The organism is Gordonia sp. DT219, from assembly GCF_049847065.1.
GTDB lineage: Bacteria > Actinomycetota > Actinomycetes > Mycobacteriales > Mycobacteriaceae > Gordonia.
Genome location: NZ_JBNCNR010000014.1, coordinates 13,049 through 29,819 on the forward strand (window position 1 = coordinate 13,049; position 16,771 = coordinate 29,819).

General features: G+C 66.6%; 14 protein-coding genes. 7 read left to right on the top strand and 7 right to left on the bottom strand.

The annotated features are described in order from the left end of the window. Positions 1 to 70: 70 nt before the first annotated feature. The 4 genes from ACPXB3_RS15990 to ACPXB3_RS16005 are packed head-to-tail and all read left to right on the top strand — an operon-like array spanning position 71 to position 5,737. Positions 71 to 1,669 carry an ABC transporter substrate-binding protein gene (locus ACPXB3_RS15990; RefSeq protein WP_425728381.1) on the top strand — a complete coding sequence of 533 codons (1,599 nt, stop codon included), beginning with the start codon at positions 71 to 73 and terminating at the stop codon, positions 1,667 to 1,669. Next, entirely contained in the window at positions 1,666 to 2,631 is a 966-nt protein-coding gene (locus tag ACPXB3_RS15995; protein ID WP_425728383.1) for an ABC transporter permease, read from the top strand. The genes ACPXB3_RS15990 and ACPXB3_RS15995 overlap by 4 nt, the downstream gene beginning before the upstream one ends. Further along, positions 2,628 to 5,240 carry a dipeptide ABC transporter ATP-binding protein gene (locus ACPXB3_RS16000; protein WP_425728385.1) on the top strand — a complete coding sequence of 871 codons (2,613 nt, stop codon included), beginning with the start codon at positions 2,628 to 2,630 and terminating at the stop codon, positions 5,238 to 5,240. The genes ACPXB3_RS15995 and ACPXB3_RS16000 overlap by 4 nt, the downstream gene beginning before the upstream one ends. A gap of 47 nt (positions 5,241 to 5,287) precedes the next feature. Next, positions 5,288 to 5,737 (top strand): SRPBCC family protein, encoded by a 450-nt coding sequence (locus ACPXB3_RS16005; RefSeq protein WP_425728473.1) that lies wholly within the window; start codon positions 5,288 to 5,290, stop codon positions 5,735 to 5,737. Positions 5,738 to 5,750: 13 nt separating this feature from the next. On the opposite strand, the gene msrA is transcribed toward ACPXB3_RS16005, so the two are convergent. Further along, positions 5,751 to 6,311 (bottom strand): peptide-methionine (S)-S-oxide reductase MsrA, encoded by a 561-nt coding sequence (gene msrA, locus ACPXB3_RS16010; protein WP_425728387.1) that lies wholly within the window; start codon positions 6,309 to 6,311, stop codon positions 5,751 to 5,753. A 306-nt stretch (positions 6,312 to 6,617) separates the two neighbouring features. Between msrA and ACPXB3_RS16015 the strand changes: the two genes are divergently transcribed. Next, the gene (locus tag ACPXB3_RS16015; protein ID WP_425704740.1) at positions 6,618 to 8,219 is read left to right on the top strand and encodes a DUF222 domain-containing protein; all 1,602 of its coding nucleotides are present in this window, start codon (positions 6,618 to 6,620) and stop codon (positions 8,217 to 8,219) included. 21 nt (positions 8,220 to 8,240) lie between these two features. On the opposite strand, the gene ACPXB3_RS16020 is transcribed toward ACPXB3_RS16015, so the two are convergent. Both ACPXB3_RS16020 and ACPXB3_RS16025 read right to left on the bottom strand, forming a co-directional pair. Next, positions 8,241 to 9,443, bottom strand: coding sequence for a protein kinase domain-containing protein (locus ACPXB3_RS16020; protein ID WP_425704739.1), 1,203 nt, complete (start codon positions 9,441 to 9,443; stop codon positions 8,241 to 8,243). A gap of 326 nt (positions 9,444 to 9,769) precedes the next feature. After that, positions 9,770 to 11,284 carry an MFS transporter gene (locus ACPXB3_RS16025; RefSeq protein ID WP_425704738.1) on the bottom strand — a complete coding sequence of 505 codons (1,515 nt, stop codon included), beginning with the start codon at positions 11,282 to 11,284 and terminating at the stop codon, positions 9,770 to 9,772. Positions 11,285 to 11,382: 98 nt separating this feature from the next. On the opposite strand from ACPXB3_RS16025, the gene ACPXB3_RS16030 reads away from it, so the two are divergent. Then, positions 11,383 to 12,060, top strand: coding sequence for a TetR family transcriptional regulator (locus tag ACPXB3_RS16030; protein WP_425704737.1), 678 nt, complete (start codon positions 11,383 to 11,385; stop codon positions 12,058 to 12,060). A gap of 32 nt (positions 12,061 to 12,092) precedes the next feature. Here the strand turns inward: ACPXB3_RS16030 and ACPXB3_RS16035 are convergent, their stop codons facing one another. Genes ACPXB3_RS16035 through ACPXB3_RS16050 form a run of 4 tightly spaced genes read right to left on the bottom strand, consistent with a single transcriptional unit; the run spans position 12,093 to position 15,779 of the window. Continuing rightward, positions 12,093 to 13,091: a glycine betaine ABC transporter substrate-binding protein gene (locus ACPXB3_RS16035; RefSeq protein WP_425728389.1), complete on the bottom strand. Its 999-nt coding sequence runs from the start codon at positions 13,089 to 13,091 to the stop codon at positions 12,093 to 12,095. After that, positions 13,088 to 13,825 (bottom strand): ABC transporter permease, encoded by a 738-nt coding sequence (locus ACPXB3_RS16040; RefSeq protein ID WP_425704735.1) that lies wholly within the window; start codon positions 13,823 to 13,825, stop codon positions 13,088 to 13,090. The genes ACPXB3_RS16035 and ACPXB3_RS16040 overlap by 4 nt, the downstream gene beginning before the upstream one ends. Continuing rightward, positions 13,822 to 15,138 (bottom strand): ATP-binding cassette domain-containing protein, encoded by a 1,317-nt coding sequence (locus ACPXB3_RS16045; RefSeq protein ID WP_425728391.1) that lies wholly within the window; start codon positions 15,136 to 15,138, stop codon positions 13,822 to 13,824. Before ACPXB3_RS16045 ends, ACPXB3_RS16040 begins: the two co-directional genes overlap by 4 nt. Beyond that, positions 15,135 to 15,779, bottom strand: a complete 645-nt coding sequence (locus ACPXB3_RS16050; RefSeq protein WP_425704733.1) for an ABC transporter permease — start codon at positions 15,777 to 15,779, stop codon at positions 15,135 to 15,137. Before ACPXB3_RS16050 ends, ACPXB3_RS16045 begins: the two co-directional genes overlap by 4 nt. 296 nt (positions 15,780 to 16,075) lie before the next feature. Here ACPXB3_RS16050 and ACPXB3_RS16055 point away from each other — a divergent pair, with 296 nt between their 5' ends. After that, on the top strand, positions 16,076 to 16,771 hold the full coding sequence (locus tag ACPXB3_RS16055) for a TetR family transcriptional regulator (RefSeq protein WP_425728393.1): 696 nt from the start codon (positions 16,076 to 16,078) through the stop codon (positions 16,769 to 16,771).

Below are 16,771 nucleotides of genomic sequence, written 5' to 3' on the forward strand. Positions count from 1 at the left end.
CGTGCAGGTACGGGCACACTGCGAATCACTGACCACGGGCGCCCCGGGGGCGCGGGAGGGAATGGGCCGCATGGCCGATGCGCACCAACAGTGCCGGTCATCGGTCGCGTCGGCCCAAATCAGCCGACGACGGTTCCTGTCGTTGTCGGCGGCCGGTGCGGGGCTGATCGGTGCGTGGTCGCTGGCCGGATGTGCTTCCGGGACAGGTCTCGCGGACTCCGACAACACTATTCGCGCGGCCATCGCGGGCGAACCCGATCAGCTCGACCCACACAAGACCAGCGCCTATTTCTCGTTCGAGGTCCTGGAGAACGTCTTCGACACCCTGGTGGAGCCGAACGGCGACCTGCAGATGGTACCGGCGCTCGCGCAGCGCTGGGACATCAGCCCCGATGCCACGCGGTGGACGTTCACGCTGCGGCCGGGTGTCCGATTCCACAACGGTGACCCGTTGACCGCCGACGACGTCGTGTACTCCTATCGGCGCATCATCGACCAACAACTCGCCAGCGCATGGCGATTGGAGAATGTCGCGACCGTCGAGAAGACCGACGAGCAGACCGTCGTCCTGACCACCCGGACACCGAGTCCGAACCTGCTGGCGACGATCGGCGGATTCAAGGGCATGGCGATCGTGAACCGCCGCAACGTGGAATCCGGTGAGATCGCCACCCGGCCGATCGGCACCGGCCCCTTCGCCTACGAATCCGGCTCTCCCGGAACGTCCATCGTCCTCAAGGCACGCCCGGGCCACTGGTCGGGTGGCCCGCACGTCGGCGCGGTCGCGTTCAGCTTCATCTCGCAGGGCACCACCGCGGTGTCGGCGCTGCGGTCCGGCGAGATCGACTGGACCGATGCGATTCCCGCACAACAACTCCGCGTCCTGCGTGGCGACGACGCGGTGACCCTCGGCACCGTGACCGCCAACGACTACTGGTACGTCACGATGAACTACGCTCGGAAACCCTTCGACGACATCAGGGTTCGGCAGGCAGTCGCCTATGCGATCGACCGGCCGTCCATCGCGCAGGTCGTCGGCTACGGCACCGCGACACCGAATCAGCTCGCGATTCCGTCCACGAGTCCGTGGTTCACCCGCTACGACCGCTACACCGCGGGGTTGGATCGGGATGCCGCACAGAACAAAGCACGTGGCCTGCTCCGGCAGGCCGGGGTGCGCTCGCTGCACATGGGACTCATGGTCACCACCGAATACCCCGAAACGGTCACCGCCGCACAGGTCATCGCCTCGAACCTCGCCGACGTCGGCATCGACGTCAGCATCGAACAGCTCGATTTCGGGGTGTGGCTCGACCGGCAATCGCAGGGGAAGTTCGACGCCCTGCTGCTCGGCTGGCTCGGCAACATCGACCCCGATGACTACTACTACGCCCAGCATCACTCGAAGGGCACATCCAACTCGCAGAAGTACGCCAATCCGACCGTCGATCGGCTGCTCGACGCCGGGCGCACCGAGCTCGACGTCGCCACGCGCAAGCAGATCTATGCCGACGCGGCGACCCGCATCGCCGACGACGTCAGCTACCTGTATCTCTACAATCCCTCGGCCACCCAGGCGCACACCACTGCGCTGCTCGACTACACCGTGCGGTCGGACAAGGCGGTCCGCTTCCGTGATGCACGCCTGGACAGGAGTCGTGGCGCATGAACGGATTCGGTTGGCCGCTGGCCCGTTTCGTCCTGAAGAGGCTGCTGTACTCGGCGGTGGTCCTGCTCGGCGTGATCGTGGTGGTGTTCCTGCTCATCCAGGTGGTGCCCGGCGATCCGGTGCGCATCGCACTGGGCACGCGGTACACGCCGGAGGCCTACGCCTCGCTGCGGCACGCGTCGGGGCTCGATCAGCCGCCCTTGACGCAACTGTTCCACTACATCGGAAACGTGTTCACCGGCGATCTGGGCGTGAGTTTCCGCAACGGCGAACCGGTCACGACGACGCTGCTCGAACGACTACCGGCCACCATCGCGCTGGCCATCGCGGCCATCGTCGTCGCCCTGGTCATCTCCATCCCGCTGGGAACCTGGGCGGCGATGCGGGAAGGGCGCATGGCCGACAACAGCATTCGGGTGCTGTCACAGTTCGGTCTCTCGGTTCCGGACTTCTGGATGGGCATCCTGCTGATCGCGGTCTTCTCGACGGCGCTGGGCTGGCTGCCGTCGGCGGGGTACCGACCGCTGTCCGCCGGACCGGTGCCGTGGCTGGAACACATTGTGCTGCCCGCGATCACCATCGGTGCGGTCACCGGCGCCATCATGACCCGGTATGTGCGGACAGCGGTACTCGAGGCCGCCAACGCGCCCTTCGTCACCACCGCCCGGTCCAAGGGCCTGAGTCGTCGCCGAGTGCTGGTGTCCCACATCGGCCGCAACGCGTTGGTGCCCGTACTCACGATTTCCGGGATCCAGCTCGCCGCGCTGCTCGGCGGCGTGATCGTCGTCGAGGTCGTCTTCGCGTGGCCCGGCCTGGGCAAGCTCGTCTACGACTCCGTCGCCGCCCGCGACTACCCGATGCTGCAGGGTGCCATCCTCCTGATCGCCGCGATCTTCCTCATCGTCAATCTCGTCGTCGACGTGCTCTATGCCCTCATCGATCCGAGGATTCGGCTCTCATGACCACCACGACGGATTCAGCCACCGGCGCTGCGGGTTCGACCGACTCCGCGTGGCGGCTGTTCCTGCGTAACCGGGCGTCGGTGGCCGGCCTCGTCGTCATCGTGGTGGTCATCGTCTGCGCCGTCGCGGGCCCGCTGATCGCTCCGTACGGGGCCAACGACATCAACGTGCCCGACGCGCTGGCCGCACCGACGTGGACGCACCTGTTCGGCACCGACGATCTCGGCCGCGACGTGTTCTCGCGGGTGGTGCTCGCCGCGTCGGTGAGCATGCGGGTGGCCGTGGTGGCCGTGGCCATCTCGCTGGTCGTCGGGGTGGTGCTGGGTATGTTCTCCGGCTTCGTCGGCGGCATCGTCGACACCGTGCTCATGCGCATCGTCGACGTGATGTTCTCGTTTCCGGTGATGCTGCTGGCGTTGGCGATCGTCGCGATCCTCGGCCCCGGTGTCACCTCGGCGACGGTGGCGATCGGCATCGTCTACGTCCCGATCTTCGCCCGGGTCGCCCGCGCCGACACCCTGCGGGTACGCCAATCACAGTATGTACAGGCGGCCACCACGATGGGTGTCTCCACGCCGCGGACCCTGTTTGCCCATGTGCTGCCGAATATTTCGGGGCCCGTCGTCGTCCAGACCTCCATCTCCCTGGCGTTCGCGATCCTCTCCGAGGCGGCGTTGTCCTTTCTCGGTCTCGGTGTGCAGCCGCCGGAACCCTCATGGGGCCGCATGCTCTACGACGCCCAGGGGTTCATCACCAGCGCCTGGTGGATGGGTGTCTTCCCGGGTCTGGCCATCTTGTTGACCGTCTTCGCGTTCAACCTCATCGGCGACGGTGTGCGCGACGTGCTCGATCCGCGGCAGCGAACCATCCTGCGCAACCGCGGAACCCGGCGATTCCGGCGCCGCGCCCGAAATGCCGTGGCACCGTCATCCCCGATGCCGGATACCTCGCGGCGTCCGGACTCCGATGACGCGGCGGTCTGGACGGTCGCGGACCTCGTCGTCGGGGTGGGATCACGAGAGATCGTGCACGGCATCGGTTTCGCCGTCGCCGCGGGCGAAACACTGGGCATCGTGGGTGAATCCGGCTCGGGAAAGTCGCTGTCGGTGCTCTCGGCGACCGGCCTTTTCGACGCGCCGAGCGCCTGGATCACCGGCACCTCCCGGATCGGTGACACCGAGGTCATCGCGGCCTCCGACGCGGTGCTGCGCGCAATGCACGGCGCTCGGGTGGGATTCGTGTTCCAGGACCCGTCGTCGAGTCTGAATCCGCTGCTCACCATCGAGCAGCAACTCATCGAGGGGCCGCGGCACCATCTCGGGCTCAGCCGATCCCAGGCACGTGAGCGCGCGCTGAAGTTGTTGCGGGACGTGCGGTTGCCCGATCCGGAATCCCGGCTGCGGGCATATCCGCATCAGCTCTCGGGAGGCCAGCGGCAGCGGGTGATGATCGCGATCGCGCTCGCCTGCGACCCCGAGATACTCATCGCCGACGAGGCCACCACCGCCCTCGACGTCACCACCCAGGCGCAGATCATCGACCTCGTCGCCGACCTGCAGCGCCAACGCGGAATGGCCGTCGTGTGGATCAGCCACGATCTCGGTGTGATCGGGCGGATCGCCGATCGCGTGCTGGTGATGCGGGCCGGAGCGGTTGTCGAAACCGGTTCGGTGAGCGAGATCTTCGCCCATCCGAAGAACGACTACACGCGGACGTTGCTGGACTCGCGGCCGCTGTTGCGTGACGTCACCCACCGCGCTGCGTCGGAAGATGTTGCTGCAGAAGAGCATGCGCCACAGGTATCGATGCGGGGGCTCGGCGTCGACTTCACCATCCGTCGTTCGACCGGGCGCGATACCCTGGCCGCGGTCCGCGGCGTCGACCTCGACGTCGCGGCGGGCACCACGCTGGGGATCGTGGGGGAGTCCGGGTCGGGGAAGTCGACCATCGCCGGTGTCCTGAGCGGACTCGTGCGCAGCGGGTCGGGTACCAGCGTCCACGGCAGCATCGAGGTGCGGGTCGACGGACGCGTCATCGACGCCGTCGGTGTCCGGGGTTCCGACGCCGCCGTCTTGCGCCGGCGCGTGGCGATGGTGTTCCAGGATCCGGGCGCGTCCCTCGATCCGCGTATGACCGCGGCAGCTTCGATCGCGGAGCCATTGCGCATCCACAAACTTGCGGCGGGACGCGACGCGGTGCGCGAGCGGGCCGCACAATTGCTCGGCGACGTCGGTCTGGACTCGTCGTTCCTGCGGCGGTATCCGCATGAGATGTCCGGCGGGCAGCGTCAACGGGTGTGTCTCGCACGCGCGTTGGCCTCCGACCCCGACGTGCTGATCCTCGACGAGTCGACGTCCTCGCTCGACGTCTCGGTGCAGTCGGCGGTGCTCGATCTGCTGGCCGAGTTGCAGCGGGAGAAGGGGCTGACCTCCCTCTTCATCGCCCATGATCTCGCAGTCGTCGAGCAGATCAGCGACACCGTCGCGGTGATGCAGAACGGACGTGTCGTCGAGCAGGGTCCCGCCGCCAGGATTCTGCACGATCCCGAAACCGATTACACGAGAAAGCTGTTGGCGGCCATCCCGCCGGATATGCCGCAGCGTGCGTGAATGGTGGTGGCGAGGGGTGGGTCCACGCTAGGCTCTCGGTTGTGTCAATCACCGACGAGCGCATTCGATCCGCCACCCACGACATCTCGGCCGACGCCGCAACGGTTTTCGAGCTGATCGCCGATCCGGCCCGCCAGCCCGACTGGGACGGCAACGACAATCTTGCCGAACTCGTCGGCGGCGGGCGGATCCATGGAGTAGGGGAGACCTTCTCGATGCGGTTGACCAACGACGCGGTGCGCGACAACCAGGTCGTCGAGTTCGACGAAGGACGGCTGATCGCCTGGCTGCCCAGTGAACCGGGCAAGCCGAGCCCCGGGCATCTGTGGCGGTGGGAGATCGAGTCGATCGACGACACGCACGTCCGGGTCACCCACACCTACGACTGGACCGAGTTGACCGACCCGGGCCGGATGGAACGGGCGCGCACCACCACCGCCGAGCGCCTGCGCGCGTCGATCGACAACCTGGCCAAGTTGGCCGAACAGTCCCACTGACCGACGCGAGACATCATGGCGCCGAGGGCGTCTCGCCCCGCCGTGGCAGCACCCATCCCGGTCGGGGGAAGTGGCAGGTGTACCCGGCCGGGTAACGCTGGAGGTAGTCCTGATGTTCGGGCTCGGCCTCCCAGAACGGTCCCGGTGATTCGACGGTCGTGACCGCCGGCCCGGGCCACAGTCCGGACGCGTCGACGTCGGCGATCGTGTCCCGCGCGATCTGCTCCTGCCGGGCGTCCAACGGGAAGATCGCCGAGCGGTAGCTGCTGCCGACGTCGTTGCCCTGGCGGTCCTTCGTCGTCGGATCATGGATCTGGAAGAAGAACGCCAGAATGTCGCGGTACGTCGTTTGCGCCGGGTCGAACACGATCTCCACGGCCTCCGCATGTCCGGGGTGGTTGCGGTAGGTCGCGTGATCGTTGGTCCCGCCGGTGTAGCCGACGCGGGTGGCCAGTACACCCGGCTGTCGGCGGATCAGATCTTCCATGCCCCAGAAGCACCCGCCGGCGAGGACGGCGGTCTCGGTGCCGGCCGTGCGGGTGATCTGTCCGGAGTCGTGGTTTCCGCTGGTCATCAGGGATTCTCCTTCGTGGTGTCGGGCTCGAGCAGCGGCGGATGTGGTGATAGCACTGCTCCTGTCATAGGAGAACAGCAGGGATGCCCATTTTGGCCCCGGCCCGGTGTCTTAAGCCGTGATTCGATCAGCGCCGTAGATCGCTGCCACTGGGTGACGCCGATCTACGGCACAAGCGTGTTCAGTGCTTCCGGGACAAAGTTGTCAGACCCTCCCCGTATGGTTTCGGGTATGGACCACACCGGCGGCGAAGTCCCAGGCCACGCCGATGAAAGCATCGGTGTGACAGGGATTTCCGGGTCTCGAGTGGAGTCTCTGTTCACGCAGTTGGCCGATGACAACAAGCTGTACTCGCGGGAACTGGTCGAGGTGCTCTATCACTGCCAGTCGGCGAAGTCCTCCATGGATTACCGCATGTTGCAGGCGGCGTTGCTGATGTATGAGGACCGTGAATACGAGTACCTCGAACGCGTGTACCGCGAGATCGGCAGCGGCGAGGTCACCGTCCCCGCCGGCCTTACCGACACCGACGAGTTGGCGCGACTGCTCGCCGACGGGAGAGATCGGATCGCCCGCCTGGGCCCGGACGGTTTGACCACCGCGATTGCCGAGGTGGGTGCCGTCCTGACGCTGCCACCGGCACAAGCGAAACGGATGATCGAAACCGGCGCCTCGATGATGTATCGGCTACCCGAAACCGGTAAGCAGTTGGCGGCGGGGCGTATCGACCTATCGCGTTTTCAGGAGATCGTGTCCCGTACCGACATGGTCGCCGACGAGCACGCCCAGTCGTTGGATGCGGCGCTGGCCGAGCAGATCGCGGGCCGCGATCCGATGTCGATGACCCGCTTCCGCACCATGATCGACGCCACCATCACCCGCATCGACCCGGCCGCGGTGCGGCGCCGCCGCGACACCGCCGACCAGAAACGCCACATCCGCATCCGCCCGCACCGCGAGATGCCTGGCCACTCGGTGATATCCGGACAGCTACCGGCCGCCCAGGCCGCCGTGTTGGATGCCCGCCTCGATGCGATGATCACCGCCGTGCACCGCGCCGATCCGCGGTCCGCATCGCAGCAACGCGCCGACGCACTCATCGCGCTGGCCCGCGGTCACCAACACCTGGCGTGTGAATGCCTCGCCTGCACCGACCCGCAACCGGAGCCGGAGACCGAGACCGAGACCGAGGCCCAAGTCGAGGTCGAGGTGGAACCCGACGCGGCGGCCCAGCCTGCCGATTGTGGTCACACTCATGCGCCGCGGCCGCAGTTTCACATTGTGGTGAACCTGTCGACGCTGCTCGGCCTCGATGAGGATCCGGCGTTCCTCGACGGACACGGCGTCCTCGACGCCGACATCGCCCGGAGTCTGCTCACCGAGGCCAAACGCACCTACATTCATCCCGGCGATCCTGCCGCTCAGCGCGCAGCCGCACGCACCGCGGTCGAGCACACCTACGAGATCCCCCGTAAACTGCGGGAACTCGTCCTGGCCGGCGAATTGTGTTGCACCTTTCCCGGCTGCACCAACAAGGTTCGGGCCGCCGACCTCGACCACACCATCCCGTTCGACAAGACCGATCCGTCCGCCGGTGGGAAGACCGCTGAACACAACATCAAACCGTTGTGCCGGTTTCACCACCGGCACAAGACCTTCGCCGTCGGGTGGCGTGATCACCAAACACCTATGGGGGCGGTGTTCTTCCAATCCCCGGACGGCTACATCTTCGCCGGCAACGCCTACACCGGCCGCGACCTGTTCCCCGCCCTGCACCGACGCGCCGGGCCGGGCACACCACCCGACCCGCGCATCGCCGCACGCTTCACCGCACCACGCACCGCAGCGAGCGCCACACACCACGCCGCCTACCACGCCGCCCAGGACGCGGATCCCCCACCGTTCTGAAGCCGGGGTACGCGACGCCGTTCAGGCGAGGGCCACGACCAACGCCACCGCGATCACGATGATGAACAAGAACACCACCGCCGCGACGACCACCACGACGCGAGCATCGGTGTTGCGGTTCGCAGACTGCGGAACATGTTGTCGCCCAGGCTGATACCCCGTGTGTGGAGAACCTGGCACCGGGCCGGCCAGCGGAGGAATGTAGGTGATCGGCGGCAGCGGCTGGGTGGCCTGCGTCATCTGCGCATTTTGGCTCATCGGCGCTCCGGGGGCGATGGGCGCGCCGGGAGCCGGCGGTGTGCTGTGCACAATCGGCGCATTGGGGGCCATCGGCTGCCCCATCGGTCCCGGTCCGGTGGCGGCCGGTTGGAGTGGTCCGCTCGGCGGCAACGCCGTCCCGGGTGGAACCCGGCCTTCGAGCGCATCATTGGCTGCTTGGGCGAGCTCGCCTGCGGTGCCGAAACGGTGGGCCGGATTCTTGGCCATGCCGCGCGCGACGATCGCGTCGAACGGGCTGCCGAGGACCGGGGGCGCCTGGTTGAGATGCGCGGCGACGAGCACCTGCAGGTCGCCCGCGCCGAAAGGTGCCGCACCGGTGAGGGATTCGACCAAGACGCAGGTCAATGCATAGATGTCGGTCGCGGGGGTCGCGATATTGCCTGCCCCGAATCGTTCGGGCGCCATGTACGCGAACGATCCCACCGCTGCACCGGTGTCGGTGAGTCGCGGATCGGTGGTGGTCTGCGCCAAACCGAAATCGACCAGGTAGGCGAAGTCGCCGCTGTCGATGAGGATGTTGTCTGGCTTGACGTCGCGATGCACGAGTCCGGCAGCGTGTGCGGCATCGAGAGCTTGGGCGACCTGTTCGACGATCGACACCGCTCGATCCGGAGTCAACGGACCAGAGCTCAGGAGGTGCCGCAGATCGTTGCCGCCGCTGACGATACGCATGTCCAGGAACAAGAAGCCGTCGATCTCGCCCCAGTCGTGGATCGGGATCACATGCGGGTCGTTCAGCTGCGCTGCCATGCGTGACTCGCGGAGGAATCGTTCGCGGAACACGGCATCGCCGGCGAATTGCGGGGACAGCAGCTTGAGGGCGACGGTGCGCCCGCGGCGGGTGTCGAGCGCCTCGTAGACCTCGCCCATGGCGCCACGACCCAGCAGCCGTCGCAGGGTGTAGTCACCCAGAACGGAGCCACTGCGGTCGGCGGGGTCATGCATACTGCGGTGTTCCTCCTGCCCACCGGGCGTCGGGCGGTCCCATCGCGGGGTCGTCTTCTCGCGGTACGCTACCCGCTCGTCGTGCGCCTGGCGGACAGGACTCGCACAGCGGGGTTCTCGCCCGAGGCTACGCGCGTACCCGCTTCAGGTGGGTCGGACATGGAACCCCTGAAATCTCAACGTCATTGGCCGATGCCGGTGCCCGGATACCGCGCCGCAGGTCCGCCGGGCCGATGATCACCGTTGTCGGTCATACAGACGGCCCGGCCACCGGAATCGCCGGTGGCCGGGCCGTGGGTCGTGCTAGTTCGGTGAGTCGCGACAGATCAGTGAGCCATCGGAGCCGCGTCGCCCTCGGTGACGGGCAGCGGCCCGCTGCGGATGACGAAGCCTGCGATCACTGCGCCGACCGCGAAGACTCCCGCGGCCACCCAGAACGCCACCGTGTAGGAGTGCACAGCCGCCATCATCTTCAGCTGCTCCATGTTGGCGGTGTGCCCGATATGACTGGTTGCGTAGGACGCCGCGGCACTGGAGGCGATGGTGCTCAGCAGCGCGGTACCCACCGACCCGCCGACCTGCTGCATCGTGTTCACCGTTGCCGACGCGACTCCGGCGTCGTCGTGGGAGACGCCCGAGATGGCGCCCTGCATTGCCGGGGCCATGGAGGCACCGATGCCCACACCCATGATGAGCAGGCCGGGAAGGATGTTCACCGCGTACGAACTCGAGTCGGAGAGCTGGGTGAGCAGCACCATTCCGACAGCGGCGGTGGTCATCCCCGCCGTCATCAGCCAGCGCGGCCCGAAGCGCGGCAGCAGCACCGCGGTGGAGGTCGTGGCGGTGACGATGAGGGCTCCGATCATCGGCAGGAACGCCAGTCCGGTGCGAATCGGGCTGAACTGCAGATTCTGCTGCAGGTAGTAGGTCAGGAACAGGAAGATCCCGAACATTCCGATTCCGGTGATGAACACCGTGAGGTAGGAGCCGGCGCGAGTGCGGTCCAGGATCACCCGCAGGGGGAGCAGTGCGTGCGGCGTCCGCGACTGCAGCCACACGAACACACCCAACAGCGCCACACCGACGATCAGCCAGGTGATGGTGGCCCAGTCGGCCCAGCCGTTGGTCTCGGCGTTGGAGAAGCCGTACACGATCGAGAACAGTGCCGTCGAGACGGTGACGACCCCTGGCAGGTCCAGCTTGGGACGAACGTCGGCACGATGCGGGCCGATGAACAGGACGGCCCCGACGAGCGCGATCGCCGCGATCACCAGGTTGACGTAGAGGCACCAGCGCCAATTGGCCCATTCGGTCAGCATTCCGCCGAGGAGCAGCCCCAGGGCGCCGCCGCCGCCGGCGATCGCTCCGAAGATGCCGAAGGCCTTACCGCGTTCGGCGGGGTCGGTGAACGACGTGCTCAGCAGCGACAGTGCGGCAGGTGCCAGCAAGGCGCCGAACACGCCCTGACCGGCGCGGGCGGCGACCAGCATGTCGAAGTTGACCGCGGCACCACCGATCGCCGACATCACCGCGAAGCCGATCAGACCGATGATGAAGGTGGTCCGCCGGCCGAGGAGGTCGGAGAGCCGGCCGCCGAGCAGAAGAAGACTGCCGAAAGCCAGCGCGTAGGCGGTGACGATCCACTGACGGTCGGCATCGCCGAACTGCAGCGCGGTCTGGGCATGGGGCAGAGCGATGTTGACGATGGTGGCGTCGAGCACCACCATCAGCTGGGCGAGACCGAGCACGCCGAGGATGACCCACCTAAGGCGGTGGTGTCGGTCTCCGGCCGATTCTGTGGTGGCGCCGTCGCCACCGGACTTTTCGAGAGTGGTTGTCATCGGGGCTCCTGAGGATTAGATGAAAGACGTTCCTCCGCTTACCGGGATGGCAACCGGCCCCAACCGGAGATGATTCCTCCGGTTGCTAATCTGTGATGATGCCCACTGAATCCGCGTCGGAGATGCCCGCTACGCCGGAAAAGCCGCTACGGGCCGACGCCGAGCGCAACCGTCAGCGGATCATCGGGGCGGCCCGTGACCTCTTCACCGAGCGCGGCCTCGACGTCTCCCTCGACGAGGTGGCCGCTGCAGCCGGTGTCGGCGTGGGAACGGTCTACCGCCGATTCGCCAATCGCGACGAGCTCGTCTTCGGGGTGTTCATCGATCACCTGGAGTCTGTGGTCGCGCGTACGGCCGAGGCGATCGACAACGAGGACCCCTGGGATGCCGTGGAGGGACTGGCGACGTGGATGTGCCGAATCCTCGCCGAGGACCGCGGGCTGGCGGCGATCATCATGACCGTCGACCACAGCAACCCGGAGATCGAGAGATTCAAGGCCACGCTGTCCGAGCGCATCAACCGGATCTTCGCGCGGGCGATGGCGGCCGGGGTGTTGCGCCCAGACCTCGCGTTCACCGACTTCTTCGCCCTGTTCACCATGATCAAGGCCATCGCCGAGGCGACCGAGCAGACGGCTCCGGGAACGTGGCGCCGCTATCTCGATCTGTTCCTCGACGCCGTGCGCGCCGAGCCCCGGCGGGCACCACTGGGTGCGCCGGCGATGACCGAAGCGCAGGTACGCGACATGCAGGCGGCGCACAAGGCCGGGCGCTGACCGCGAGCGTGACCGGTGCCCACGTGGCGCTCTCAGGCGATGAGGTGCTCGCTCTTGAGCCAGTCGTAGGCCACCGTCGACGGGTCCTCGCCGTCGATGTCGACACGACCGTTGAGGTCCTGCATGATGTCGGAGTTCAGCCGCTGCGAGATGTCGCCGAGGAGATCGGCGATCTCCGGGTACTTCTTGAGCACCTCGTTGCGCACCACGGCGGTTCCGCTGTAGGGCAGGAAGAACTTCTTGTCATCGTCGAGGACGGTCAGGTCGAGGTTCTTGATGCGGCCGTCGGTGGTGTAGACCTCGCCGAAGTTGCAGGGCGAGCTCTTGGCGGTCGAGGTGTAGATCACGCCCGCATCCATCCGGGTCACGTTGGTCAGCGGGACCCCGTTGGGGTCGCCGAGCGGTATCCCGTATTTCTTGAGCATTGGCCCGAAACCATCTAAGCGCGAATAGAATTCGTCGTCGACGCAAAAGGTGCGGTCGGCGACGGGGAGCTTGGCCACATCCGACAGCGACCGGACGCCGAGGCGTTTGGCCGTCGCCGACGACGCCGCGAAGGCGTAGGTGTTGTTGAAATTGGCCGGGGGCAGCCACACCAGGTCGTGATCGGCGAGCTCGATGTCATGCACCGTCTGCCACAGGACCTTCGGGTCGGCGATGGTCTCGGTCTGGTTGTGATAGTTAATCCAGGCGGTGCCGGTGTACTCCCACAGGATGTCGGCGTCACCGTTGAGCTGCGCCTGGCGCGACGAGGCGGAGCCGGGTGCGCCGGTCAGATCGGTCACGTCGGCACCCGCGGCGGCCAGGTAGGTCGCGGTGATCTTGCCCAGGATCACGCCTTCGGTGAAGCTCTTGGACGTCACCGTCAGCGACGCACCCTCGAGCGGCTTCTTCCCGTCGGGCAGCGAGGCCTTCTCGAAGGTGCCCGACGAACTCACCAGACCGCAGCCGGCGATCGTGAGCACCGCGGCGAGCGCCACCAGCAGTCCACGAGACGAGCGCAGGAGTCGTTGTGTGCGCGTACTTGTCATGCCACACCTCGGGGAGTGGCGACCAGCTCGACGATCCGGCCGAGCCAGTCGATGACCATGGCGAGCAGACCGACCAGGATCGCCCCGGAGATCAGCAGTTTCGGCAGGAACAACGTGACGCCGGTGGTGATCAGGGTGCCGAGGCTGGTCGCGCCGATGAAGGTGCTCAGCGTCGCGGTGCCGACGAGGATCACCAGCGCGGTCCGGACACCGTTGAGGATCACCGGAACCGCGAGCGGCAACTCGACCTGGACGAGGGTGCGGAACGCGGAGTAACCGATCCCGCGGGACGCCTCGATGGTGCGCTGGTCGACCTGACGGAGTCCGACGATGGTGTTCTGCAGGATCGGCAGCACGGCGTAGACGACGAGGCCGATGACCGCGGTCTTGAAGCCGGTGCCGAGCCAGAAGGTGAACAACACCAGCAGGCCGACCGCCGGCGCGGCCTGACCGATGTTGGCGATGTTCACCGCGATCGGATTGAGCCAGCGCATCGAGGGCCGCGTCAGGACGATGCCCAGCGGGATGGCGATCACGATCACGATCACCGCGGCGGTCAGGGCGAGCTTGATGTGGTCGAGGATCGTGGTCTGCAACGTCGGCCACGCCAGCGAGGTCTGTTCGGTGTCGGTGAACGTCGTGGTGGCGTACCAGCTGAAGTATCCGATACCGATCACCAGGAACACCACCGGCTCGAAGATCACGTCCACCGGTAACTGCCGCAGGCGTCTCATGAGGCCGGCGCCGATCCGCTGCCGGAGGCGGGAGTCGAGCTGCCGTCGCGGTGGTCGGCGTAGGAGACCTCGTCCTCGTCGGCACGGGCATCTGCCAGTTGGGACTGGATGATGTCCATCACGGCCGCGATGGTCAGGGCGCCGAGGACCGCGCCCCGCCCGTTGGCGACCAGGGTGCCGCCCTGACTCGCCGCAAGCATCGAATCCAGTGCGTCGTTGAGCGTCGCCGAGTCGGCGACCACCGGGAGGCGCGGATCGACGTAGTCCGAGATCGTCTTCTTGGTGGCGACCTCGGCCAGTGTCGGCCAGGCGCGCGGGCGTCCGTGCTCGTCGACCACGACGACCCAGTCGGTGCCGGCGGCGCGGGCCCGCTCGATGACCGGCCGCGACGCCTCGCCGACTCGCGCGGTCGTCACATGATCGACCTCGACGTCGCGCACCCGCGAAAGTGTGAGGTGGGCCAGCGTCGCGCCGGAGCCGATGAACTCCTCGACGAAGGGCGTGGCCGGGTTGGCGAGGATCTCGTCCGGCGGCGCGTACTGCTCGATGTGTCCGCCCTCGGACAGGATGAGCACCTTGTCGCCGAGTTTGGTGGCCTCCTCGAAATCGTGGGTGACGAGGACGATGGTCTTGCCGAGTTCTCGATGAATGGCGATCAGACTGTCCTGCAGCCGGACTCGGGTGATGGGGTCGACCGCGCTGAAGGGCTCGTCCATGAGCAGCACGGGCGGGTCGGCGGCCAGCGCCCGGGCCACGCCGACGCGCTGTTGCTGGCCACCGGACATGTCCTTGGGCAGCCGGTGGGCGAAGGTCTTGGCGTCGAGACCGACGAGGTCGAGCAGATATTCGGTGCGCTCGGCGATCTTCTTCTTGTCCCAGCCGAGGACTCGCGGAATGGCGCCGATGTTCTTGGCGACGTCCCAATGGGGGAACAATCCGCCCGACTGGATGACGTAGCCGATCGACTGGCGCAGTTTGTCGGGATTCTCCCGGGTGACGTCGCGATCGCTGATGAAGATGCGGCCCTCGGAGGGTTCGATGAGCCGATTGATCATTTTCAGCGTCGTCGTCTTGCCACAGCCGGAAGGGCCGACGAAGGCGACGATGTCGCCGGCCTCGATGGTGAGGTCGAGTCGCTCGACGGCCGGACTGTCCTGCCCGCGATAGCGCTTGACCACGCCATCGAGTCGGATGGAGGCCCCGGTGACGGTGCGGCCGTCGGACGCCGGGGCGTCCGACGGAACCGGGTCGTTCGAGACCGGCTCCGGGGAATCCGGTTCATGGGAGATAGGGCCGTTGGATCCGCCGGTCATGACAACCCCTTGGAGATCGTGACGCGTCCGAGCAGGACGAGCAGTGCGTCGAAGACGAGAGCGATAAGGACGATGAGAATTGTTCCGGTGAGCGCCATTTCGAGTGCATTGGCACCACCGAGGCGGGAAAGGCCGTTGAAGATCAGCGATCCCAGCCCCGGGCCGAGGACGTAGGCGACGATCGCCGCCACGCCGACGATCATCTGGGTGGAGACCCGGATGCCGGTGAGGATGACCGGCCAGGCGATGGGCAGTTCGACGGTGAGCAGAATCCGCCAGCGCGACAAGCCGATACCCTTTGCCGATTCGATGACCGAGCCGGGGACCGAGCGCAATCCGACGACCGCGTTACCGATCACCGGCATCGCCGCGAAGAACGCGAGCATGATGAACGAGGGCACCACGCCGAGCCCGAACGGCACGATCAGCAATGCGAGCAGGGCCAGCGATGGGATCGTCAGCGCCACCCGGCTCGAGGTGAGAGTGAGTGACGACACGAGCGGCAGCCGGTACACGGCGACCGCGACGAGTACGGCGACCACGGTGCCGATGAGCACGGTCTGGAAGGCCAGTGAGGCGTGCTGATAGGTGAGGAAGGTCAGGTTGGATGCGTGGTCGTCGATGTATTTCCACAGCTGCACGTGTCGATGCCCCTTCCCTGGTCACGACGCGCGACAACATGATTGCCGACGGTGACAGCGCCGGCGGCGCTTGTCGAGGAGAGTAGATGGACCCTGGGAATCGCGGAGGTCGTTTCGCCGATATCGGCGGCGATTCATCGCGCCTTCGTGTGGCTCTCGAATCTTCTGACCTGGTCAGATGTCGATGCGATCACAATTGCGCGCGGATTTCACTCACGGTGAGTCGAAGTCGGTGGCGCCGCGGCGAACAGTCGACGCGGCGGTGGCGTGGGCGCGACCTCGATATGGTGGCACGCATGGCAGTCAGTCGTCCCACCGACAAGTCCGACGAGGTCCAGCGCGCGCCGCGGGCACGGATGACCGGGGCCCAGCGTCGTCTGCAACTCATCGAGGTGGCGCGCGGGCTGTTCGCCGAACGCGGTTTCGATGCGACGACGATCGAGGAGATCGCGCAGCGGGCCGGGGTCTCCAAGCCCATTGTGTACGAGCATTTCGGCGGAAAAGAAGGCCTCTATGCGGTGGTGGTGGACCGCGAGATGGAAACCCTGCTCGAGATGGTCACCTCGTCGCTGAGCAAGAACCGCTCGTTGTATCGCATCCAGCAGGTTGCGCTGGCCTTGTTGACGTACATGGAAGATCGAACGGACGGGTTCCGGATTCTGGTGCGTGGTGACTCCGCCAACACCAGTGATACGACCACCTACTCCAGTCTGCTCAACGACGCCATCAGCCAGGTCGAGCATCTTCTGGCCGGGGACTTCGAGCGGCGCGGCTTCGACCCGGAACTCGCACCGCTATATGCGCAGGCGCTGGTGGGCATGGTGTCGGTGACGGCGCAATGGTGGCTCGACGTGCGCGAACCCTCCAAAGAGGTCGTCGCCGCCCACCTGGTGAACCTGTGCTGGAACGGACTCACGCGGCTCGACCCGAACCCCGAACTGGTCGGACCCGATCACGTCGAACCCGACCATCGCCCGACCGACGCGGACTGA